Annotated in this window: 18 protein-coding genes and 1 tRNA gene; 10 read left to right on the top strand and 9 right to left on the bottom strand. The window is 68.9% G+C overall.

The genetic code is table 11. The features are described from left to right. Positions 1-93: 93 nt before the first annotated feature. On the top strand, positions 94-771 hold the full coding sequence (locus ACH46_RS02180; protein ID WP_062391486.1) for a response regulator transcription factor: 678 nt from the start codon (positions 94-96) through the stop codon (positions 769-771). Here ACH46_RS02180 and ACH46_RS02185 read toward each other — a convergent pair. Beyond that, the gene (locus tag ACH46_RS02185) at positions 731-2,140 is read right to left on the bottom strand and encodes a sensor histidine kinase (RefSeq protein WP_226995732.1); all 1,410 of its coding nucleotides are present in this window, start codon (positions 2,138-2,140) and stop codon (positions 731-733) included. The genes ACH46_RS02180 and ACH46_RS02185 overlap by 41 nt on opposite strands. A gap of 20 nt (positions 2,141-2,160) precedes the next feature. Here ACH46_RS02185 and ACH46_RS20730 point away from each other — a divergent pair, with 20 nt between their 5' ends. Continuing rightward, a complete protein-coding gene (locus ACH46_RS20730; RefSeq protein WP_082399322.1) occupies positions 2,161-3,690 on the top strand; it encodes a phosphatase PAP2 family protein in 1,530 nt (509 codons plus the stop codon). 84 nt (positions 3,691-3,774) lie between these two features. On the opposite strand, the gene ACH46_RS02195 is transcribed toward ACH46_RS20730, so the two are convergent. From ACH46_RS02195 to ACH46_RS02205, 3 genes are all read right to left on the bottom strand, one after another. Further along, a tRNA-Thr gene (locus ACH46_RS02195) sits at positions 3,775-3,850 on the bottom strand. 62 nt (positions 3,851-3,912) lie between these two features. Continuing rightward, positions 3,913-4,770, bottom strand: a complete 858-nt coding sequence (locus ACH46_RS02200; protein ID WP_062391488.1) for an arylamine N-acetyltransferase family protein — start codon at positions 4,768-4,770, stop codon at positions 3,913-3,915. A gap of 110 nt (positions 4,771-4,880) precedes the next feature. Continuing rightward, positions 4,881-6,038, bottom strand: a complete 1,158-nt coding sequence (locus ACH46_RS02205) for an NAD(P)-dependent malic enzyme (protein WP_062391489.1) — start codon at positions 6,036-6,038, stop codon at positions 4,881-4,883. Positions 6,039-6,423: 385 nt separating this feature from the next. On the opposite strand from ACH46_RS02205, the gene ACH46_RS02210 reads away from it, so the two are divergent. From ACH46_RS02210 to ACH46_RS02220, 3 genes are read left to right on the top strand one after another with little or no spacing between them, the layout of a single operon-like run. Then, positions 6,424-7,062 carry a GntR family transcriptional regulator gene (locus ACH46_RS02210; protein WP_062391490.1) on the top strand — a complete coding sequence of 213 codons (639 nt, stop codon included), beginning with the start codon at positions 6,424-6,426 and terminating at the stop codon, positions 7,060-7,062. Then, positions 7,059-8,309 (top strand): MFS transporter, encoded by a 1,251-nt coding sequence (locus ACH46_RS02215; protein WP_062391491.1) that lies wholly within the window; start codon positions 7,059-7,061, stop codon positions 8,307-8,309. Before ACH46_RS02210 ends, ACH46_RS02215 begins: the two co-directional genes overlap by 4 nt. A 47-nt stretch (positions 8,310-8,356) precedes the next feature. Continuing rightward, on the top strand, positions 8,357-9,181 hold the full coding sequence (locus ACH46_RS02220) for a hypothetical protein (RefSeq protein ID WP_062391492.1): 825 nt from the start codon (positions 8,357-8,359) through the stop codon (positions 9,179-9,181). Here the strand turns inward: ACH46_RS02220 and galE are convergent. Then, entirely contained in the window at positions 9,166-10,185 is a 1,020-nt protein-coding gene (galE, locus tag ACH46_RS02225; protein ID WP_062391493.1) for a UDP-glucose 4-epimerase GalE, read from the bottom strand. The two genes, ACH46_RS02220 and galE, sit on opposite strands and share 16 nt — an antisense overlap. A 14-nt stretch (positions 10,186-10,199) precedes the next feature. Further along, positions 10,200-11,204, bottom strand: coding sequence for a dTDP-glucose 4,6-dehydratase (gene rfbB, locus ACH46_RS02230; RefSeq protein WP_062391494.1), 1,005 nt, complete (start codon positions 11,202-11,204; stop codon positions 10,200-10,202). Between the two features lie 57 nt (positions 11,205-11,261). On the opposite strand from rfbB, the gene rfbA reads away from it, so the two are divergent. Together rfbA and ACH46_RS02240 are read left to right on the top strand one after the other, a co-directional pair. Further along, on the top strand, positions 11,262-12,137 hold the full coding sequence (gene rfbA / locus ACH46_RS02235) for a glucose-1-phosphate thymidylyltransferase RfbA (protein ID WP_062391495.1): 876 nt from the start codon (positions 11,262-11,264) through the stop codon (positions 12,135-12,137). 4 nt (positions 12,138-12,141) lie between these two features. Further along, on the top strand, positions 12,142-12,756 hold the full coding sequence (locus tag ACH46_RS02240; protein WP_062391496.1) for a dTDP-4-dehydrorhamnose 3,5-epimerase family protein: 615 nt from the start codon (positions 12,142-12,144) through the stop codon (positions 12,754-12,756). 36 nt (positions 12,757-12,792) lie between these two features. On the opposite strand, the gene ACH46_RS02245 is transcribed toward ACH46_RS02240, so the two are convergent. Further along, entirely contained in the window at positions 12,793-14,283 is a 1,491-nt protein-coding gene (locus ACH46_RS02245; protein WP_062394861.1) for an HNH endonuclease signature motif containing protein, read from the bottom strand. 190 nt (positions 14,284-14,473) lie between these two features. Between ACH46_RS02245 and ACH46_RS02250 the strand changes: the two genes are divergently transcribed. From ACH46_RS02250 to ACH46_RS02260, 3 genes are all read left to right on the top strand, one after another. Continuing rightward, positions 14,474-15,325 (top strand): SGNH/GDSL hydrolase family protein, encoded by an 852-nt coding sequence (locus ACH46_RS02250; RefSeq protein WP_226995733.1) that lies wholly within the window; start codon positions 14,474-14,476, stop codon positions 15,323-15,325. Between the two features lie 135 nt (positions 15,326-15,460). Further along, positions 15,461-16,507: a 2,3-butanediol dehydrogenase gene (locus ACH46_RS02255; RefSeq protein ID WP_062391497.1), complete on the top strand. Its 1,047-nt coding sequence runs from the start codon at positions 15,461-15,463 to the stop codon at positions 16,505-16,507. 39 nt (positions 16,508-16,546) lie between these two features. Beyond that, the gene (locus tag ACH46_RS02260; protein WP_157850986.1) at positions 16,547-17,026 is read left to right on the top strand and encodes a nuclear transport factor 2 family protein; all 480 of its coding nucleotides are present in this window, start codon (positions 16,547-16,549) and stop codon (positions 17,024-17,026) included. Positions 17,027-17,029: 3 nt separating this feature from the next. Here ACH46_RS02260 and ACH46_RS02265 read toward each other — a convergent pair whose 3' ends face one another. Next, entirely contained in the window at positions 17,030-18,388 is a 1,359-nt protein-coding gene (locus ACH46_RS02265; protein ID WP_062391499.1) for a M1 family metallopeptidase, read from the bottom strand. Between the two features lie 82 nt (positions 18,389-18,470). Beyond that, positions 18,471-22,349 (bottom strand): Pls/PosA family non-ribosomal peptide synthetase, encoded by a 3,879-nt coding sequence (locus ACH46_RS02270; RefSeq protein ID WP_062394864.1) that lies wholly within the window; start codon positions 22,347-22,349, stop codon positions 18,471-18,473. Positions 22,350-22,454: the final 105 nt, after the last annotated feature.

Consider the following 22,454-nt stretch of genomic DNA (forward strand, 5'->3'; position numbering starts at 1 on the left):
TCCTTCGAATGAACTACATGAAGTACGTCGACGCGGGATGTGTTCCCCGTTACTCGCGTCGGTCGATTGAATGAGGGCCGTAGCATCGACCGGGTGAAAGTCCTCGTGGTCGACGACGACCGGGCCATCGCCGAGACCGTCCGACGCACCATGGTCGCGCAGGGGTGGACGGCGGCGGTCGCCGACAACGGGCTCGACGGCTATGCCGAGGCCTGCTCGGGGGACTTCGACATCATCGTCCTCGACATCATGATGCCGGGCCGGAACGGCTACGAGGTGGTCCGCGACCTGCGGAAGGCCGGCGTGTGGACCCCGATCCTGATGCTGACCGCCAAGGACGGCGAGTACGACCAGGTGGACGCCTTCGACTTCGGCGCCGACGACTACCTGACGAAGCCCTTCTCGGTGGCCGTGCTGGTGGCGCGCATGCGTGCGCTCGTCCGCCGTGGCGCCCCGGAACGACCGACCGTCCTCGAAGTCGGCGACCTCCGACTGGACCCGGCCGCCCACACGGTGCGCCGCGGCGACACCCCGATCGAGTTGGCGCCGCGGGAGTTCGCGCTGCTCACCCTCCTGATGCGAAACACCGGAATCGCGGTGTCCAAACAGCGGATCCTGGAATCGGTGTGGGACGTGAACTACGAGGGTGGTGACAACGTGGTCGAGGTCTACATCCACCACCTGCGCAAACACATCGACGCACCGTTCGGCTGCGCGACGGTGCAGACCGTCAGGGGCGTGGGTTATCGGCTGGTGCCAGCGGAAGTCTGAACCAGAACCGGGCGCCGCCGTCGGGGCCGGAGTCGACGCCGACCGCGCCGTCGTGCGCCGCGATGATCTCGGCGACGATCGCCAACCCCAGCCCGGAGCCGCCGGTGGAGCGGTCGCGGGCGTCGTCGAGCCGGACGAAGCGATCGAAGACGCGGCCGCGTTCGGCCTCCGGGACACCGGGACCGTCGTCGCTGACGGACACGACGACGTCGGTGGCCGTTGCGGTCATCGTCACCGTCAGGCGGTGGTGCACGTACCGGCTCGCATTGTCGGTGAGATTGCGAAGGACGCGCGTGAGTTGACCGGGGTCGCCGTGGACGGTGGCCGGGACGGTGTCGACGCGGACGTCGAAGTCGGTGGTGGCCTCGAGACGGTCGCCTGCCGCGGCGACGAGCGCGGCGAGGTCGACGTCGCCGCGTCGCAGCGGAGTGCCGCGTTCGTCGGCGCGCGCCAGGAGCGCGAGGTCGGCCACCAGCCTGCGCATCCGTGTCGCCTCGGGGAGCAGGAGGGTGCGGACGGTGTCGACGTCGATCGGTTCATCGGTCTGATCCGCGAGATCCAGGAGACCGTAGATCGAGGTCAGCGGACTGTTGAGCTCATGGGAGGCGTCGCCGACGAAGCGTCGCTGCGTCGACTGCGCCGATTCGAGGCGGGTCAGCATCGCGTTCATGGTGCGAGCGAGCGTCTCGATCTCGTCGCGGGTCGCGGGCACCGGCACGCGTTCGGCCAGGTCGGCGTCGCTGATCTCGGCGACTCGCCTGCGGATCAACTCCACCGGTGACAGCGCGCGGCCCACGAAGAAGTAGGTCAGGGCGGCCATCGCGATCATGATGATCGGGAAGATCGCCGCGCAGAGCGCCGCCACCAGGAGGACCAGGGTGTTGATGCCGGCCTCCGCGGTGCCGACCTCGACGACCACCGCGCGACTGCCGACCGTTCGTGTCCCGATGCGGGTGGCGCGGTACTCGGCGTCCGACGGCGCCGCGGCGGCGCCGTCGACGATCACCTCGTCGCCCGGCTTCAACGGCTCGCCGAGGCCACCGCCCGGATGTCGTCGGCTCGACCGGATCACGTGTCCGGTGCTGTCGAGGATCTGGATGATGTCGACGGTCTGGTCGGTGTTGAACAGCGATTCGTCGAGCTGAGCGGGGTCGCTGTCGGCGAGGGCGGCGACGATCTCGTTCGCGCGGGCGGAGTTGGCGGCGTCGGCCTTGTTCAGCAGCACGCCGTGCAGGACCAGCACCATGACCGCGCCTGCGACGAGAAGGGCGACGATCACCAGCCCGGTCGCGAGCAAGGTCAGTCGACTGCGCATCGGCCGGACCAGCCGCGCGAGGCGATAGCGCGGGGTTAAGGCTTCGGAAAGCACCCGATCCGCATTCTGTGAGCATGAGATCGAATCAGAAGACATGGGTGCTGGTCTACTCCGTGCTCATGGCAGTGGTCGCCGGGATCGGACTGTTCATGAAGGGCGGGCCCACCGGGGTCGACCGAGCCGTGTTGAACGCGGTCGAGACTACGCGCGATGCGGGCATGACACATGTAGTCTCGCTGCTGAGCGACGTCTTCAGTCCGGGCCTGGTGCCGGTGTGGGCGCTGTGCGCAGCGGCCTACCTGCTGTATCGGGACCGCCGCGTCCACCGGGCCTTCGCCGTTCTGGCGTCGGTGGCGGGCGCCGCGGTGGTGGCCGAGGTGATCAAGATGATCGTCGCGCGACCCCGACCTCCGGCCGTCGACCAGATCCCCGCGTATGAGGCGACGATGTCGTTCCCGTCCGGGCACGTCACCGGTACGGCGGCGCTGCTCGTCGCGCTGGCGCTGGTCGGGTCCGCTGCCGCCAGTCGTACGGCGCGGATCGTCGCGGTGAGCGGGGCGGTCGTGGCGACGTGCTTCGTCGCCTGGACTCGGCTCTACCTGGGCGTGCACTGGCTGAGTGATGCGGTCGCGGGACTGGTGGTCGGCACCGCGTCGGCGGTCCTCGTCGTCGCGATCACTCCGGCGGTCGTCGCCTTCGTCGCGCACCTGCTCGGCGATCACCTGTCGCCCCGGCTCGCGACGTGGCTCGCTCCGACACCCGCGGTCGGACGACACGCCCTGTCCGCTGCAGCCGAGCGGGCGCTGGTGCGGGTGCCGCTGGTCACCGTCTACTTCTGGACCATCAAGATCATGGCGACGACCGTGGGTGAGACCTACGCGGACGACCTCAACAGCAGTCTCGGCTGGGGTCTGACCGCCACCACGGTGTTCATGGCCGTCCTGCTGATCGCGGTCCTGGTCGTGCAGTTCAGCCGCCCCGGGTACACCGCGTGGGTGTACTGGCCGGCGGTCGCGCTCATCAGCGTCGTGGGAACGCTGATCACCGACAATCTCACCGACAACATGGGGATTCCGCTGCAGACCACCACCGCGGTGTTCAGCGTGGCGCTGGTCGTGGTCTTCGGCGCCTGGTATCTGAGTGAGCGCACCCTGTCCATCCACACGATCACCACGCGTCGCCGCGAAGCGTTCTACTGGCTCACCATCCTGGTGACGTTCGCTCTCGGCACCGCCGCCGGCGACCTGCTCGCCGAGAAGCTGAACCTGGGGTACCTCGTCTCGCTGCTGGTCTTCGCCGGTGTCATCGCCGCGATCGCCCTGGCCTACTGGCGCCTGCATCTCAACGCGGTGTTCGCGTTCTGGGCCGCCTACGTCCTGACCCGGCCGCTCGGCGCGTCGATCGGCGACCTGTTGTCGCAGCCGCGGGACAACGGCGGCCTGGGCTTCGGGACCTCGCTGACCTCCGCGATGTTCCTGGGCGTGATCTTCGTCCTCGTGGCCTACCTGTCGGTGACGAAGCGCGACGTGATCGAGCCGATCGAGGCCGAGGACCGTCGTCCCCGTTCGGTCTTGGAGAGTTTCGGCGGTCGAACCCGCGTGTGAGATCGGTTCGACGACCGGGATTCCGGCCGGACCCACGAATGCGAGAAGCCCCTCGTCTGCGAATGCAGAAGAGGGGCTTTCTCTTGGAGCCGCCTAGGAGAATCGAACTCCTGACCTATTCATTACGAGTGAATCGCTCTACCGACTGAGCTAAGGCGGCGTGCCGTCGTCGACAGCGCTCATGATGGTACCGAGTCGTCGGGCCTGCAAGCAAAACGGGTGCTACTGGGGATTTTTCGCAGCCCGAGCGGTCTCAGCGGAGACGAGGCTCTGCGCGTCGGCGTCGTCGAGGTCGATGCCGAAGACGTCGGCGAGGAGTGCGGGCAGTCGTGCGGGATCGACCTCCTGAACCGCCTCCTCGCCGTTCGGCAGTTCGACGGTCCACGTGGTCGCGTCGAGCGTGTGATGCTCGGCCGCTGAGAACCGCTGCACGAAGGTGCGGGCGGTGAACGGCGACCGCGGTGACGTCGAGACGAAGTGGTTGCCGACGGCCCAGTCGATCGGGAACTGCGGGTTCAGCGTGAAGACGTGGCGGGCGACCCACTCGCGGCCGTGTTGGTGCAGGGTCCACCTGTCGGTCGCGAACAGGTCGTCCATCGATTGCCGCGTCAGTCGGAACCGCCAGCCGCCCTGGTCCGCCTCGGTGCCGTCGACGAGCGGGATCGGTTCCAGGGGGCCGCGACCGAAACCGACATCGCAGAGGTGGCGCGAGCCGTCGTCGAACTCCACGACGATCAGCGCGTGCGTCGGCGGTCGCGTTGCGGGGTCGCCGCCGAGGACGACGCGGCCCGACAGTGCGGTGAATCGGAAGCCGAGCTGTTCGAGGGCAGCGGCCAGAAGTGTCGCGTGCTCGAAGCAGTAGCCGCCCCTTCGGCGGTCGACGAGCTTGGCCTGCAGTGAGGAGAGGTCGAGCGGGACCGGTCGACCGACGATGATCTCCAGGTTCTCGAACGGGATCGACGCGACGTGCGCGCGATGCAGCGTGCGGAGGGTGTCGGGAGTCGGTGACAGCGGTCCGGGCACGCCGATCCGGTCGAGATAGGCGGAGAGGTCGAGCTGATCGCTGTGCCAGACGGACATGCTGACAGCGTAGGCCGCGAGACGCCGCCGAGATCAGGCCGCTGGCGACGGTCCGCCGGAAGATTTCCGGCGGAGGTCGTCAGGTGGCCTGATCTCAGCAGTAGTCGGTGCTACGCGGTCACACCGTCGGCGCGGGCGGCGTCGGCGACGGCCTTCGCGACGGCCGGGGCCACGCGTTCGTCGAGCGGGCTCGGGACGATCTTGTCGGCTGCCAGCTCGTCGCCCACGACCGACAGGATGGCGTCGGCGGCGGCGATCTTCATGTTCTCGGTGATCCGCCGCGCACCGGCGTCGAGAGCGCCGGCGAAGACTCCGGGGAACGCGAGGACGTTGTTGATCTGGTTCGGGAAGTCGCTGCGACCGGTGGCGACCACGGCCGCGTACTTGGCGGCCACATCCGGGTGGATCTCCGGGTCGGGATTCGACATGGCGAAGACGATGGCGTCGTCGGCCATGGAGGCGACGTCCTTCTCTTCGATGGTGCCCGCGGAGACGCCGAGGAAGACGTTCGCGCCGTCGAGGGCCTCGGCGATGCCGCCGGTGAGACCGCGCGGGTTGCTCCAGGCGGCGAGCTCGTTCTTGTACTCGACCATGTCGGTGCGGCCCGAGTGGACGATGCCCTTCGAGTCGAGGACGACGATGTCGTCGATGCCCGCGGCCTTCAGGATCTTGGCGCAGGCGACACCGGCGGCTCCGGCACCGGAGACGACGACCTTCAGGCCGGCGAGCTCCTTGCCGAGGAATCGGGTGGCGCCCTTGAGGGCGGCGAGGACGACGATGGCGGTGCCGTGCTGATCGTCGTGCATCACCGGGCAGTCGAGGGCCTCGATGACGCGGCGCTCGATCTCGAAGCAGCGGGGTGCGGAGATGTCCTCGAGGTTCACCGCGCCGAAGCTCGGTCGCAGGTTGATGAGGGTCTGGACGATCTGATCCGGGTCGGTGGTGTCGAGGACGAGGGGGATCGAGTTCAGGCCGGCGAAGGCGCGGAACAGCGCGGCCTTGCCCTCCATGACCGGGAGAGAGGCGCGGGGACCGATGTCGCCGAGGCCGAGGACGGCCGTGCCGTCGGAGACGACGGCCACCAGGCGCTCGGTCCAGGTGTACTTGTCGACGAGTTCCGGCTCCTTGTGAATGGCGCGGGAGACCTGGGCGACGCCGGGGGTGTAGATGATCGAGAGATCGCGTTGGGTCTCGATCGGCGAACGCAGTTCGACGGACAGTTTGCCGCCTTCGTGAGTGGCAAAGATCTCGTCGTCGGTGATGGGCATAGCGGTGCTCTCCGGCTCCCTCGGTGCAGCGATGTCTCAGCTGCCGTACTGGTCACTGTGACGCCCGACGTGGACCTCGTTGTCTGGTGTCGAGCGCGCGGCGCGGGAAGCGAACTCCGCGCCATTGGTGAGGAGCGTATTCGCAAACTGTGGGCTGAACCGTCGAACAACCGCGCCGTAGTCGATGTCACAGGGACGCGGTGCGATCGGCGCCGGCATCGTCCGTGGCAGTGGCCGCATCGAGGGTGGTGGCGCGGCGCTCGTCCGATTCTGCCACCGGCGTTGCGGAGGAGTCCAAACGCCTGATTCGTCTCAGATGAGACCCGTGACGGTTACTCGCCGGTTGGCTCAACACTTGAATACAACTAGTATACAAGTTGTGTCTATGACGTATTCGACGGCGGATCGGGTGTACGACCAGGTCAAAGAGCTCATCTTGACGTGCGAGATCCCGGGCGGCGAGATGATCAGCGAGGGCGAGATCGCCGCGCGCTTCGCAGTGAGTCGCACGCCCGTGCGCGAAGCCTTTCTGCGGCTGTCCGCCGAGGGATGGATGCGGATGTACCCGAAACGCGGAGCGCTGATCGCGCCGATCGGCGACAGTGAGGCCCGCGACGTGCTCGATGCCCGCGTCCTTCTGGAGGGTCATGCGATGACATCCGTCGCCGGCGATTCGGGGGCGGTCGCCGCGCTCGCCGCTCGACTGTCGGACAACGTCGCCCGCCACCGGCTGGTCGAGGCAGACGATGCCGCCGAGTTCGCGCGGCTCGACGCGGAGTTCCACCAGCTGATCGTCGCCGCCGGACGCAACGGACTCCTCGCGGACTTCTACGTGTCGCTCGGCGAACGACACCGGCGGATGACCGCGGATCGACTGCGGCACGACGCGACCATCACCGACCGGATCGTCACCGACCACGCAGCGCTCGCCGCAGCCGTCGGAGACGGGGACCCGGAGCGCTTCGCCGCGATGTTGGCCGAGCATCTCGAAGGTGTTCACGGAACGGATGGAGGTCTGCGATGAGCACCAAAGGCTGGGCCGCCGTGTCCCTCGCGGTCTTCACCGCAGCCTGGGGTGGCAACGAGTTCACACCGCTGCTGGTGATGTACCGGACGGCGTCGGACATGTCGGCCGTCGTCGTCAACTTCCTCCTGTTCCTCTACGTCCTCGGGATCATTCCCGCGATGCTGATCGGCGGACCGTTGTCGGACCGGTACGGACGTCGCGCGCTGATGCTGCCTTCGCCGGTCATCGCCGCGGTCGGCTCGATGCTGTTGGCCGCGGGAGAACACTCGGTTCCGCTGCTCGCGGCGGGCCGCATCCTCAGCGGCATCGCCCTCGGCCTCGCGATGGCGGTCGGCGGCACCTGGATCAAGGAACTGTCCGACCGTGCGGGCGACCCGCCTTCGGCCGGTGCACGACGAGCCGCACTGAGCCTGACCGCGGGCTTCGGCATCGGTGCCGGTCTCGCCGCGGTACTCGCCCAGTGGGCTCCGTTCCCGGGGCAGGCTGCGTACCTGGTCAACATCGCTCTCGCCGTCGCGTCGTTCGCACTGATCCTCCGCACGCCGGAGACCAGCCGGTGCGCGACGGACGGTCGCCTGATCGACACGATGAGGATCCCGTCCGCCCTGAAGCCGCGCTTCTGGCTGCTGGTCGGTCCGGTGGCACCGTGGGTCTTCGGGGCCTGCGCCATGGCGTACGCGGTGGTCCCGGCACTGATGGTGCAACGCACGTCGAGCTGGGCGATCGTCTTCGCCGGTCTCTGCTGCGTCGCGGGTCTGGCCGCAGGCTTCTTCATCCAGACGCTCGGCAAGAAGATCGACCGGCCCGGCTCGGCCCGTGCGATCCTCGTCGCGCTGGCGCTGATCGCCGTGGGCATGGCGCTGGCGATCGGTGTCGCCGTCGCCCCGTCGATCCCGCTCGCGATCGTCGCCGCCATCGTCCTGGGCTGCGGCTACGGCATGGCGCTGATCGCCGGTCTGCTGGAGGTCCAGCGGCTGGCCGGACCCCACGACCTCGCCGGCCTGACCGCAGTCTTCTACACGCTGACCTACCTGGGCTTCGGGTCGCCGGCGGCGATGTCGTTCATCATGGCGCGTTTCCCGTCGATCACCCACACCGAACTGTTCGGCTTCGGCATCGCGATGACCGTGATCGGGGCGCTCGTCGTGGTCCTGGACAACCGCAGCCGGTTCGCGGGCCCCGGCACCCTGGCACCGGTCGAAACGGAAGTGGACCTGCGGGTCGACGAGCTGCAGCACACCTGAGTCGACGGATCCGCATGCGCGACGGGCCGGGATGACATGATTCGCGCATGCCTTCGACTCCCTTCCGCGATCGTCTGCGCGGCGTCGTCGCACGTCTGCCCGACGGGGTTGGACGGCACGTCCCGCTCGCGATCCGGATCGTGAAGGTGTTGGCGGCGGGCAACATCAGCGACCGGTCGATGACGCTCGCCGCGCAGGCGTTCACGTCGATCCTGCCGGTGCTCCTGCTGCTCACGACGATGCCGGGCTCCGGTGCGCTGGATCGGACCATCGCCATGTTCGACCTGTCCCAGGGGCTGGGCCCCACCGATTCACCCGGCACCTATGCGTCGTTCGGGGTGATCGGCGCTTTGATGACCCTGATCTCGGCGACGTCGATGGCCCGTGCCCTCGACCGGATGTACGTGGGGGTGTGGGGTGTCGACAGCGCCGGGCTCCGCGGCTGGTGGCGATGGGTGCTGGTGATCGCGGTGCTCGCGGTGGCGACCCTCGGGCAGGCGATGGTGGTGGTCGACTTCAACGAGTCCGACGGGCGCATCATCCTGAGTCTGGCGGAGACGTTCCTGATCTGGACGTGCGCGTGGACGGCGGTCCCGCGGATCCTGACGCGACGACAGCTCGGGCGCGCCGACCTCTGGTGGCTCGGCGCGGCGTCGGGCGCGGGCCTCACCGCGTTCATCGTCGTCACCGAGATCGGTTACGCGCGGGTGTTCGCGACGGCCCGCCACCAGTTCGGTGCGCTGGGAGTGGTGTTCGCTTCGATCGGCTGGCTGTTCGTCTTCACCGCCATCGTCGTCATCGTGACGCTGCTGGTCCAGGTGCTGCGAACTCCGGCCGCCGCCGATGCGGGCAGCGGTCAGGCTTCGGGGTAGCCGTTCGGATTCTGCGACTGCCAGCGCCAGGTGTCGACGCACATGTCGTCGATGTCGCGGGTGGTCTTCCACCCGAGTTCACGGTTGGCCTTCGACGGGTCGGCCCAGTAGGCGGCCAGGTCGCCGGCGCGGCGGGGCACCACCTCGTACGGGATCTCGCGGCCGCTGGCGCGCGCGAACGCCTGCACCACCTGCAGCACCGACACCGGGTCGCCGCTGCCGAGGTTCCAGACCGACAGCGCCTCGTCGGCCGCGGCGATCTTCTCCAGCGCCGCGACGTGGCCGGTCGCGAGGTCCTCCACGTGGATGTAGTCGCGGACGCCGGTCCCGTCGACGGTGTCGTAGTCGTCGCCGAACACCGCCAGCTTCTCGCGTCGCCCGACGGCAACCTGGGAGACGAAGGGCATCAGGTTGTTCGGCAGACCGCTCGGGTCCTCGCCGATACGACCGCTCGCGTGCGCGCCGACCGGATTGAAGTAGCGCAGGAGTGCGATCCGCCAGGAGTCGTCGGCGACGGCGAGATCGCGCAGCACCTGCTCCACCATCACCTTGGTCCAGCCGTACGGGTTGGTGGCCGACGTCGGCATGTCCTCGGTGCGCTCCAGCACCGGGTTCTCGCCGTACACGGTCGCGGACGAGGAGAACACGAACCGGCGCACCCCGTGCGCATCCATTGCGCGCAGGACGGAGAACGTGGTGTCGAGGTTGTTCTGGTAGTAGTCCAGCGGCTTGGCGACCGATTCACCGACGGCCTTGAATCCCGCGAAGTGGATGACGGCGTCGAAATCCTCGGCCGCGAACAGGGCGTCGGTGGCGGTCTGGTCGGTCAGGTCGATGCGGTGCAGCTTGATCGGCTGCCCGGCCAACTCCTCGAGGCGCGGCAGGACCGTCGGCTTCGCGTTGCTGAAGTCGTCGGCGATCGTCACGTCGTGGCCCGCGGCGATCAGCTGCAGGACGGTGTGGGAGCCGATGTAACCGGCGCCGCCGGTGACGAGGACGTGCATGCGGAGGTCTCCGATCAGTCGAGAATGTGCTGGGTGCGGGCGTAGTCGGCTTCGACGGCGTCCTTGTGCGGAGCCCACCAGTCGCGGTTGTCGCGATACCAGTCGATGGTCGCCGCCAGTCCGGACGCGAAGTCGGTGTAGGTCGGCGTCCACCCGAGCTCGGTCCGCAGGCGGGTGGCGTCGATGGCGTAGCGGCGGTCGTGCCCGGCGCGGTCGGTCACGAAGTCGAAGGCGTCGGCAGGCTGTCCGAGCGCGGTCAGGACGGCTTCGACGACGGTGCGGTTGTCGACCTCGCCGTCGGCGCCGATCAGGTAGGTCTCGCCGAGCTGCCCGCGGTCGATGATGGTCCACACGGCGTCGTTGTGGTCGTCGACGTGGATCCAGTCGCGGACGTTTCGGCCGTCGCCGTACAGCTTGGGGCGGATCCCGGTCAGCACGTTGGTGATCTGCCGCGGGATGAACTTCTCGATGTGCTGGTACGGCCCGTAGTTGTTGGAGCAGTTCGAGATGGTGGCCTCGACCCCGAACGACCGGACCCACGCGCGGACCAGCAGGTCGCTGCCGGCCTTGGTGGAGCTGTACGGGCTCGACGGGTTGTAGGCGGTGTGCTCGGTGAACCGGGTCGGATCGTCCAGATCCAGGTCGCCGTACACCTCGTCGGTGCTGATGTGGTGCAGGCGAACCCGGTGGCGGCGGACCGCTTCGAGCAGCGTGTACGTGCCGACCAGATTGGTCTGGACGAACGACGATGGGTCGGCGAGCGAATTGTCGTTGTGCGACTCGGCGGCGAAGTTCACCACCAGGTCGGATTCCGCGACCAGCGGGTCGACGACAGCGGGGTCGCCGATGTCGCCGCGCACGATGCGGACGCGGTCGGACACGGGGTTCAGGGTGGCCGGGTTGGCCGCGTAGGTGAACTTGTCGAGGACCGTGACCTGGGCGTCGGGCCGGGTGGCGAGGGTGCGCAGCGTGAAGTTGGCGCCGATGAAACCGGCGCCGCCGGTCACGAGGACACGCAAGGGGACTCCCGTCAGATGACTCGAATGGTCTTCTAACAGTACCGATAGGCTGGCCGCATGCGCGGAATCATCCTTGCCGGCGGTACCGGGAGCAGACTGCACCCGATCACCCAGGGCGTCAGCAAACAGCTCGTCCCGGTCTACGACAAGCCGATGATCTACTACCCGCTCTCGACGTTGATGCTCGCCGGGATCCGCGACATCCTGATCATCACGACGCCCGCCGACCGCGGCGCGTTCGAGAACCTGCTCGGCGACGGCTCGCAGTTCGGCGTTCGCCTGACCTACAGCGAACAGCGGGAGCCGAACGGCTTGGCGCAGGCCTTCGTCCTGGGCGCCGACCATATCGGCGACGAGTCCGTCGCACTGGTTCTGGGCGACAACATCTTCTACGGTCCCGGGCTCGGCTCGCAGCTGCAGGGCTTCGATCGGCTCGACGGCGGCGCGATCTTCGCCTACCGCGTCGCGGACCCCACCGCGTACGGCGTCGTCGAGTTCGACGGCGACGGCAACGCGGTCTCGCTGGAGGAGAAGCCAGCGAAACCGAAGTCCCGGTACGCCGTGCCCGGCCTGTACTTCTACGACAACAAAGTCGTCGACATCGCGGCGTCGCTGACGCCGTCGGCGCGCGGCGAGTACGAGATCACCGACGTCAACGCCGAGTACCTCCGTCGCGGGAAGCTGCACGTTCAGGTGCTGCCGCGCGGTACCGCCTGGCTCGACACCGGCACCTTCGACTCGCTCCTCGACGCCGGCAACTTCGTTCGGACCGTCGAGCAGCGGCAGGGTTTGAAGATCGGTGTGCCGGAGGAGATCGCCTGGCGACTCGGCTATCTCGACGACGACGAACTGCGTGCGGCCGCGGCGCGACTGGCGAAGTCCGGCTACGGAGACTATCTGCTCGATCTGATCGAGCGCGGACGGGAGCTGTGAACCGATGAAGGCCAGAGAACTGACGATCGTCGGGGCGTGGGAGTTCACGCCCGTCCTGCACGGTGACGACCGCGGTGTGTTCCTGGAGGCGTTCAAGGCCGACGTGCTCGCCGAGACCATCGGACATCGCTTCGACCTCGCGCAGGTCAACACGTCGGTGTCGGCTGCCGGTGTGCTGCGCGGCATCCATTTCGCGGACGTGCCGCCCGGTCAGGCCAAGTACGTGACCTGCACGGTCGGGTCGATCCTCGACGTGATCGTCGACATCCGCGTCGGTTCCCCGACCTTCGGTCGGTGGGACGCGGTTCTGCTGGACGACGTCGATCGCAAGGCCGTCTACCTCTCCGAGGGCATCGGCCACGGCTTCTGCTCGCTGGAGGACGGTTCCACCGTCACCTACCTCTGCTCCACCGGCTACAACCCGGGTGGTGAGCACGGCGTGAACCCGCTCGATCCCGAGATCGGGATCGACTGGCCGCGCGTCGCGCGCGACGGCACGCCCCTCGAGTACGAGTTGTCGGCGAAGGACCTCGCCGCGCCGTCCCTGTCGGAGGCTCGCGAGGCCGGGCTCCTGCCGGAGTACGGCGCGGTGGCGGATTTCGTCGACGGACTGCGCTGACGGCATGCCGGTACCCCTGGCCGGCGTGCTTGCCGGTCAGGCGGTCAACAGGCGGGTGAGGTAGGCCTCGACCCGGGAGTCCTCCGGGGCCGGTGGGGCGTGGGGCCCGAGGTCGGGCAGGAGTTCGGCGCCATCCGTGGGTTGAGCGAGCGCAGCGAGTCGAAACCCCCGGCGAACCTCACCACGGTTTCGACCGACGCCTCGGTCTGCGGCCTCGGACGTCGGCTCAACCCTCGACTCCGTCGCGGTTTCCCACTGGCCGACTTGGTGGCCGACCGATCGGTTGTGGCGCCCGCACGCGGCGCCGAGATTGTCGATGTCGGTGGGACCGCCGTCGCGCCATTCAGTGAGGTGGTGCGCCTCGGTTCGCGCGAACGGCGCCGAGCATTCCGGGGCGGTGCACCCGCGATCGCGGGCGAACAACATCAACCGCTGATCCTGCGAGGCCAGACGACGTCCCCGCCCGAACCACAACGCCTTACCCGTCGCGGCGGAGAACACCGCCAGGTGCGGCTGCACCGCACCAGCGACATGCACCAACTCCCGCACCGGCAGGCGGGTGCCGGTCGCGGTGACCGCGACCCAGGCCCGCTGGGCCAGTTCCTTGTCGGTGACCGTCACGACCAGTTCGGTCGAGAGTTTACCGACCGGCACCCCGGAGGCGGCGTGCGCGGTCTGCAGGATCGCCAGCAGCGCATCATGATTGCGCTGACCCGCGGTGCGGGTGTCGCGCTCGGCCGCGGCGGCCAAAACCGCCGGGTCGGCCAGATCGGCGGCCCCGCGCGGGGACTCGGGATCATCCGGATTGTTTACCCCGGGTGCGGCCCACTGGCCGAGCATGACTTCCAGGTTGGCGCGCAGCTCGGGGCTGAGTTGGGCGCGGACCTTGCTCATCAACTGCCGGTCCTGCGGCATGAGGGTCAGGCCGCGACGGCGCGCGCGGTCACGTTCGTCGGTGACCTGCCCGTCCGGATCCAGGTGCGCCAGCAGGCGGTGCCCGGCCTGCGCCACGCCCGCGGGGGACAAGTCGCGGGCGATGGCCGCCAACTGGGCCTCCGCCCGACCCCGAGTTTCGGCGTCGACCGCGGAAGGAATCCGGTCCATGACGGCCGCGATTTCCCGGACATGGCCGCCGCCGATGGCGCCGTCGGCGACCGCGGTGGCGGTGGCCGGCAACACCGGGTCGAGGGTTGCTCCGGTGAGGGAGGAGAATTGGCCGATCGCTTCGGCGGCGATCCGGCGGCGTTTGGCTTCGCCGTCACCGACCCGCAGGTGCTGGGCCAGGAACTGGTGCAGGGAGAACAGGCCGACCTTGCGGACCGCGTTGCGGTCGGAGATCTCCACCAACAAGGCGGCATCGGCGCCGTCGAGACGACGACGCGCCGACTCCATCACCTCGGCGGTGGTGACCAACTGGTCCTCGGTCACCGCCCCGAACGGAGCCGCGGCGAACTTGGCGGCCACCTGGTCCATCAGGGCGGCCAACGCGACCGGATCCTCCGGCAACTGGATGCCGTTTTCGTTCACGTAGACCACCTCCTCGGATACAGTTACGAACCTTTGTTCGAACGTTTGAATGCACTGTATCGCGACCCTCTGACAATTCCGGGAAAGTGGCATCGGACCAGTTCGCAGATGTGAAACCGCAATTCTGGGTAGTGTTCGACCTGCATTCGTCGCCTATGCGTGGATGGGCGTCTCGTGGATGGGAGGCCCGGTGAGACTAGGTTTGGTCAGCAGATCTGTGGGCGCGGTGGCGGTCGTCGCCGGGATCACCCTGGCACCGCCTGTCGATGCCGCACCGCTCGTGGACTACGTCGCGATGGGCGACAGCTTCTCCGCCGGATCGGGTGTGGAACCCGTCGCACCCGGTGGGCAGGATTGTCTCCGGTCGTCGCGGAACTATGCGCACATCCTCGCCGCGAAGAACGACTTCCGCCTGACCGACGTCAGCTGCGGTGCCGCCGACACGAACGACTTCTTCCATCCGCAGAAGGCCGGCATGAAGCCGCAACTCGCGGCGCTCGACGCGAACACCGATCTCGTCACCTTCTCGATCGGCGGCAACGACGGCAACGTCTTCGCCACGACCATCGGCAAGTGCGTGGTCGTCGGAGCGTTCGGTGTGGCGCCGGGGACGCCCTGCGACGATCTCTTCGCCGCGGGAGTGGCGCGCGAGATCAGGATGCAGACCTACCCGAAGCTCGTTCGCGCCATGCGGGCGGTCCGACAGAAGGCTCCGAACGCGCAGGTCTACGCCCTCAACTACCTTCGCCTGGTGCCGAACCGCGCGGTCGCCTGCCCGGGTGTTCCGGTCACCCGCGGCGACGTGAAGACCGCGTATCGCATCCAGACCGAACTGTCGGATGCGATCGAGCGCGCCGCCCACAAGACCGGCGTCACCTTCGTCGACGTGGCTGTCGGCTCTGTCGGCCACGAGGCGTGCAAGCCTCGCGGAGTCCGCTACGTGGAGCCGCTGGTCGGCGCCGCGCAGCTGGTCCCTCTGCACCCGAACGCGCTGGGTGAGCGGCAGATGGCGAAGGTCGTCGGCGCGGCGATCGGCCGCTGACCCCGTCCCACGATCACCCGCCGCGCGATTTCTCCCGCCGCATGATTCTCCGTCGCGCTCAGTGGGACGACCCCCACCGCGCGAGCCGCAACCGGCCGATGATCGGTCGAAACGCTCGCGACCCGGAGGTCTCACGTGAAATCGTTGCTGCTGTATGCCGCCCGGGACGCTCGGATCGCCGACGTCCCGGAACCGGAACCCGGCCCCGGCCAGGTGAAGGTCAAGGTGGAGTGCGCGGGCATCTGCGGATCCGACCTCTCGCTGTTCCAGTACTCGCCGATCCCGGCGGGATTCACCCATCCGCTGCTGTGCACACACGGCCCGCACGCGCTGGGGCATGAGTTCTCCGGACGCGTGGTCGCGCTCGGCGACGGCGTCGACGACATCGAGGTCGGCGCGCTGGTCGCGGTGCGCCCCAACGTCTACGACGGCACCTGCCCGGCCTGCGAACGCGGTGAGCAGAACCTCTGCGCGCAGGGCGGCTTCATCGGCGTCAGCGGCGGGGGAGGCGGCTTCAGCGAGTACGTCGTCGCGGGCCGCGACGCGGCGCACGTGATCCCCGAACGGTTCGGTGCCGAGGTGGCCGCGATGGTCGAGTCGACGGCGGTCGCCTGGCACGCGGTGAAGCAGTCGGGCGGGGGCGACGGCACCACGGCGCTGGTCGTCGGAGCCGGCCCCGTCGGACTGGCGCTGGTGTCCTGCCTCCTGGCGCGCGGCGCGTCGAAGGTCTTCGTCAGTGAACTCAGCGAGGCGCGCAAGGCGCGCGCCGTCGAGATGGGCGCGGAAGTTCTGGACCCGAGCCAGACGGATGTCGTGGCGCACGTACAGGCACTCGGCGGCGTCGACGTCTCCTTCGACGCGTCCGGCGTCGGCCAGCCCACCTACGACACCGCGCTCGACGCGCTCCGTCCCGGCGGCACGTCGGTCGTCGTCGCGATGTTCCACGAACCGGTCCAGGTGGACCTGCAGAAGTACATGACGAGCGAGAAGAAGCTGGTCGGATCCATGGCCTACACGGACGTGGACTTCGGCGAGGTGGTGGAGGCGATCGTCGACGGCCGCCTGGACCCGCGCCCGCTCATCACCGGGCGCATCCGACTCGACGACGTCGTCGACAAGGGCCTGAACCATCTGCTCGGTGAGGGTCGGAACAGCGAGATCAAGATCCTCGTGACTCCGTGACACGGTTCCACCGTTGATCGGAACCAGAAAGGAGTAATCGTGTCCGATATCGAAACCCGACTCCGGTTGGTCGAGGATCGTCTGGAGATCCTCAACCTGGAGGGTCTCTATGCCGAGACCTGGGACTTCGGCGACGCCGACGGCTGGGCGGCGCTCTTCACCGACGACGGAGTCTTCGAGATGCTGTCGCCGACCGGTGAGGTGACCAGGACGGTCGCAGGCACCGCGGACCTGACGGCGTTCTGCGAAGACCTCAACCGCACCTTTCAGGGCCTGCACCTGATCCACGCACCGCGGGTCACCCTGGACGGGGACATCGCCTCCGCGCACATCCAGTTCACCTTCGAGGCGCACCGCGCGCACGACCTCGGTTTCGATCAGACGTCGGTGACGGACGCCTACAGCGTGTTGTACGTCCGAACCACGGCCGGCTGGCGGATGAAGCGCCGAGTGGAGCGCGCGATGAACCGCAACAGCAGAACCGCCCACCCCGGCAGCTTCGCCCTGCGACCCGTGTGAGGGTCAGCGCATCGACGGGAACGGCGGCAGAGCCGGGGTGAACAGCCAGTCCTGCCAGATGTCGCCGAGCGGTGCCTTCGTGAAGGTCGACGCCAGGGCGATGAAGTCCTCGGTGGTGACGCAGCGGTAGGCGTACTTCTCGGTCCACCGGCGGATGAGCGCGAAGAAGTCGCCGTCGCCGATCCGCAGGCGCAGAGCGTGCAGCGTCATCGCGCCGCGCTTGTAGACCCAGTCCTCGAACATCTCCGGGGCGCCCGGATCGGCGAGCGGAGTCCGAACGGGGGAGGCGGCCAGCTTGGCGTAGTAGTGGCGCGCCCACTCGTCGGCCGACTTCCCTCCCGAGTGCTGACTCCACAGCCACTCGGCGTAGCAGGCGAAGCCCTCGTGCAGCCAGATGTCGCGCCAGCGGGCGGCGGTCACCGAGTTGCCGAACCACTGGTGCGCCAGCTCGTGCGCGACGAGTCGTTCGTGGTCGCGGGTGCCGTCGCAGTGGTTGGCGCCGAACGTCGAGAAGCCCTGTGATTCGAGGGGGATCTCGAGCTCGTCCTCGGTGATGAGCGACGTGTACTCGGGGAACGGGTACGGCCCGAACATCTCGGTGAAGGCGCTGACCATCTGCGGCTGCCGACCGAAGCTGACGTCGAACTCGGAGTTCAACTGCGGCGGGACCAGTGCGTGGACCGGCACCGGGCCGTCGGACATGGTGCGCCGTTCGTACTGACCGATCTGGATGGCGGCGAGGTAGGTCGCCATCGGTTCCACCTGCTCGTACACCCAGGTGGTCTGAGCGGCCCGACGACGCTTCGAGATCAGGCGACCGTTGGCCAGCGCGTAGTACGGGGAGTCGGTGGTGATCTCGATCCGGAAGGGCGCCTTGGCCTCGGGATGGTCGTCGCACGGGAACCACGAGTGCGCGCCGTTGGGCTGGTTGGCGCACAGCGAGCCGTCCTCCAACTCCTCCCAGCCGACGGTGCCCCAGGTGGTGCGGATGGGGCGGGGACTGCCGCCGTAGCGGACCTCCACCATCAGCGCGCCGCCCGTCGGGATCGCGGTGCCGGGCGTGATCGTCAGCTTCCCCGACCTGTGCGTGTAGCGCGCGCGACGCCCGTTGACCGTCACTCGTTCCACCCGCATGCCGGACGCGAGGTCGAGGCTGAAGCGGTCCAGATGCTGGTACGACGACGCCGTCACGGTCACCGTGCCGCTGAGCCGGTTGCTGTTGACCTTGTAGATCAGATCGAGGTCGTAGCGGGACACCCGGTAACCGAGGTTGCCGCTGGCGGGCAGGTAGGGGTCGAGCTCGTGCGAGGCTGCGCTGAGGGTGGGCGTATGCCACGCGGTCTTCCCGAGTTTGCCGGGCACCAGCTGCCTTCCTTTCGGTTCGATGGAGATGCGTGTCGAGACTACCGCCGCGCCGATCGTCGACGGCGGGGACGGGCGCGGGTCAGCGCGGCCAGGACGCGATGGGGTTGCCCTGCCAGCGGGTATGCGCCGGCACGACGTCGCCGCGCATGACGAGCGATGCGGGTCCGACGGTCGCGGACTCGCCGACACCCGACGCGGGCAGCGCCACGCAGTGCGGGCCGAGGGTGGCGCCGCGCTCCAGGACGACGGAGTCGATGGCCATGACGCGATCGTGGAACAGGTGGGTCTGGACCACGCAGCCGCGCTGCACGGTGGCGCCGTCGCCCAGCTCGACGAGGTCGGCCTCGGGCAGCCAGTACGACTCGCACCACACGCCGCGACCGATCTTCGCGCCCAGCCCGCGCAACCAGATGTTGAGGACAGGGGTGCCCGTGGCGGCATTGGCGAACCACGGGGCGGCGACGGTCTCGACGAAGGCGTCCGACAACTCGTTGCGCCACACGAACGAGCTCCACAGAGGGTGCTCGGAGGTGCGGATCCGGCCGACGACCGTCCACTTGGCGACGGTCGCGATCAGTCCGGCGACGGCACCGGCCGCGAGCAGGATCAAGCCTCCGCACAGCGCCGCGACGGCGACACCCCACTTGATAGCGAAGGTCTGCAGCGCGAAGAGCACCGTGATGCCGATTCCGAACGACACCATGACGGCCAGGATGCGCAGCGTCTCCACCGCGCCGCGCGCCGCCTTCAACCCGAACGACGGCGCGAAGGTGCGGGCCGAGTCGGTCTCCGACGCCGTGCGGCGCAGGCGGACCGGCGGGCTGCCGAGCCAGCTGGAGCCGCTCTTGGACTTCGGCGGCGCCGACGACAGGACGGCGACGAGCGAGTTCTTCGGCAGCTTGCGCGACGGCGCCACCATGCCGGAGTTCCCGAGGAAGGCGCGCTTGCCGACCTTGGCCTCGCCGATCCTCATCCAGCCGCCGCCGAGCTCGTAGGACGCCATCAGAGTGTCGTCGGCCAGGAACGAGTAGTCGCCCACGGTCGTGAACTTGGGGATCACGAGGGCGGTGGAGATCTCGGTGCCCTTGCCGATCTTCGCGCCGAGCGCGCGGAACCACCACGGTGTCAGCAGGCTCGCGTACAGCGGGAACAGGTAGGTGCGGGCCGCGTCCATCAGACGTTCGGTGGACCACACCTGCCAGCCGACGCGGGAGCGCACCGGGTAGACGCCCGACCGCATGCCGATGGACAGCAGGCGGACCGAGATCAGGATCAGCAGGGCGAAGACGGCCATGGCGACCAGCGCCGCGACGGGCGCGAGGAGGACGCCGCGGACGGCGGCGTCGCGCATTCGTTCGGCGGGCAGTGCCCAGACTCCGATGACGGCCAGCCCGGCGGCCAGCGAGACGAGGGTGATGCCGGAGATCATCAGCGCGGTCAGCGCATAGATCGGCACCCACCACTTCCGCTGCGGCGGTCGATGGTCGGGCCACTCCTTCTTGGCCTTGCCGACCTTCACCGCGGGGGAGCCGGACCAGCGTTGGCGCGGCTTCACCTTGCCGATGACGGCCGAGCCGGGATCGATGACGGCGTCGCGCCCGACGACGGCACCCGGCAGCAGCGTGGACCGCGCGCCCACGGTGGCGCCGGCCTTGATGGCGATGGAGCCGATGATCAGCTCGTCGCCGTCGATCCACCAGCCCGCGAGGTCCACCTCGGGTTCGATCGCGGCGCCGTCGCCGACCTCGAGCAGACCGGTGACCGGCGGAAGGGAGTGCAGGTCGACTCCGGTGCCGATGGTGGCGCCGAGCGCGCGGGCGAGCGTCGGCAGCCACGGTGCGCCCGACAGGTTGTAGGCGCCGCTCGCCTGCATCAGCCGCTCGGCGAGCCACAGTCGGACATGGACGCCGCCGCCGCGCGGATAGGTGCCCGGACCGACCCCGGCGAGCAGGGTGCGGGCGCCGACGCCGGCGATGACGAGTCTGCCGAACGGGGTGACGAAGACGATGAACGCGACCAGCAGGACCCACCAGTTCACATGATGCAGCCACGGCGGCGTGTAGCCGAGGGCCTCACCGATCGCGATGCCGATGTTGTTGGCGATGCCGAGCCAGATGATCCACTGCAGCCCGGTCAGGGTCGCGAGGGGGATCGAGAGAGCGGCCTGCGCGAACCCGGTCGCGAGGGGGACCGGCTTCACCTCGCGCGGGGTCACCTGGCTGATCGGGTTGCGGCCGTCGAGCAGTTCGGCGAGGGAACCGAGCCGAGGGTGGTCGTACAGGTCGGCGACGGTGATCTCCGGGTACCGCCCGCGCAGGGCGGTGACCAGTTGCGCCGCGGAGAGGGAGCCGCCGCCCTCGTTGAAGAAGTCGGCTTCGGCGGAACCCACGCTGATGCCGAGCACGGCGGTCCACTGCTCGGCCAGCCAGGCCTCGGTGTCGGTGAGGTCGCCGGTGTCGTCGGAGGATTCGGCTCCGGGCAGCGGCCAGGGGAGGGCGTTGCGGTCCACCTTGCCGGAGGTGCGCGTCGGCAGCTCGTCCATCAGGGCGAGACGCGGGACCATCGCGGCGGGCAAGTCCTTGCGGAGCAGAGCCTGGGCCTCGACGAGATCGAAGTCGGGATCGGTGGACGCCAGGTAGCCGACCAGCAGCGACGATCCGGTCGCCGTCTTGCGGACCGCGACGGCCGCCGCGCTGACACCGGGCAGGGCCTGCAGCGCGTTGTCGATCTCGCCGAGTTCGATGCGCCGGCCGCCGATCTTCACCTGGTCGTCGGCGCGGCCGACGAACTCCAGACCCTCCAGTTGGAGGCGGACCATGTCGCCGCTGCGGTAGGCGCGCTCCCAACCGAGCGAGGGCATCGTCGAATACTTCTCGGCGTCCTTGACGGGGTCGAGGTAGCGAGCCAGGCCGACGCCGCCGATCACGAGCTCGCCGGTCTCGCCGACCGCGACGGGCTGCTCGTCCGGCCCGACGACGGCCAGGTCCCAGCCGACCAGCGGCAGACCGATCAGCACGGGCTGTCCGCGGTGCATCTGAGCGGCGCAGGCGACGACCGTCGCCTCGGTGGGACCGTACGTGTTCCACAGCTCCCGGTCGTCGGTGGCGAGGCGGTCGACCAGCTCGGGCGGGCAGGCCTCGCCGCCGAAGATCAGCAGGCGCACCGCCTCGAGCGCTTCTGCGGGCCACATGGACGCGAGAGTCGGGACCGTCGAGACCACGTTGATGTCGCGCTTCACCAGCCACGGCCCCAGGTCCATGCCGGACCGGACCAGGGCGCGCGGGGCGGGGACGAGGGCGGCGCCGTGACGCCACGCCAGCCACATCTCTTCGCAGGAGGCGTCGAAGGCGACCGACAGGCCGGCGAGCACCCGGTCGCCGGGACCGAGCGGCTCGTTCTGCAGGAACATCGCGGCCTCGGCGTCGACGAAGGCGGCGGCGTTCCGGTGCGTCACCGCCACGCCCTTCGGTTTACCGGTGGAGCCGGAGGTGAAGATGATCCACGCGTCGTCGGACAACGTGGCGGGGGAGACCATCAGCGAACCGTCGCGCGGGGCCTTCTGCGGCTTGTCGGGGTTCGCGTGGATGCCGTCGGCGTCGATGATCGCGTCGACGTCAGCCTCGCCGAAGACCATCCGCGCCCGCTCATCGGGGTCGTCGGCGTCGACGGGGACGTAGGCGGCCCCGGCGTGCAGGGTCGCGAGGATCGCGATGTAGAGGTGACGGTCGCCCGACGGCATGCGGATGCCGACGCGGTCGCCGCGGCCGATGCCGAGGGCCGCGAGGCGGCCGGCGACGCGGCGGACGAGCGCGGTCAGCTCCGAGTAGGTGACGAGGTGGTCGCCGTCGTCGATCGCCGTCGCATCGGGATGCGCGCGGGCGGTTTCGGCGACGATGTCGCACAGAGTCCGCGGTGCTGGGGCGCGCGACGAGAGCAGGTACTCGGCCGGGATCATCAGGGACGAAGTCGGCACGAGTTATGGACCTCCGGGACGCGCAGCGAAAAAACGCGCCAGCGCGGCACGTCGTGGTAATTGTGCAACAGAGTCGAAGGTCGTGCAGCG

The organism is Gordonia phthalatica (assembly GCF_001305675.1).
Classification (GTDB): domain Bacteria; phylum Actinomycetota; class Actinomycetes; order Mycobacteriales; family Mycobacteriaceae; genus Gordonia; species Gordonia phthalatica.

Excerpts from the sequence above, each read along its gene's own strand:
- ACH46_RS02200 (WP_062391488.1), bottom strand. The coding sequence starts at position 4,770 with ATGTCCGTCTGGCACAGCGATCAGCTCGACCTCTCCGCCTATCTCGAC.
- ACH46_RS20730 (WP_082399322.1), top strand. The coding sequence starts at position 2,161 with ATGAGATCGAATCAGAAGACATGGGTGCTGGTCTACTCCGTGCTCATG.
- rfbA (WP_062391495.1), top strand. The coding sequence starts at position 11,262 with ATGCGCGGAATCATCCTTGCCGGCGGTACCGGGAGCAGACTGCACCCG.
- galE (WP_062391493.1), bottom strand. The coding sequence starts at position 10,185 with ATGCACGTCCTCGTCACCGGCGGCGCCGGTTACATCGGCTCCCACACC.
- ACH46_RS02220 (WP_062391492.1), top strand. The coding sequence starts at position 8,357 with ATGCCTTCGACTCCCTTCCGCGATCGTCTGCGCGGCGTCGTCGCACGT.
- ACH46_RS02215 (WP_062391491.1), top strand. The coding sequence starts at position 7,059 with ATGAGCACCAAAGGCTGGGCCGCCGTGTCCCTCGCGGTCTTCACCGCA.
- ACH46_RS02210 (WP_062391490.1), top strand. The coding sequence starts at position 6,424 with ATGACGTATTCGACGGCGGATCGGGTGTACGACCAGGTCAAAGAGCTC.
- ACH46_RS02205 (WP_062391489.1), bottom strand. The coding sequence starts at position 6,038 with ATGCCCATCACCGACGACGAGATCTTTGCCACTCACGAAGGCGGCAAA.
- ACH46_RS02240 (WP_062391496.1), top strand. The coding sequence starts at position 12,142 with ATGAAGGCCAGAGAACTGACGATCGTCGGGGCGTGGGAGTTCACGCCC.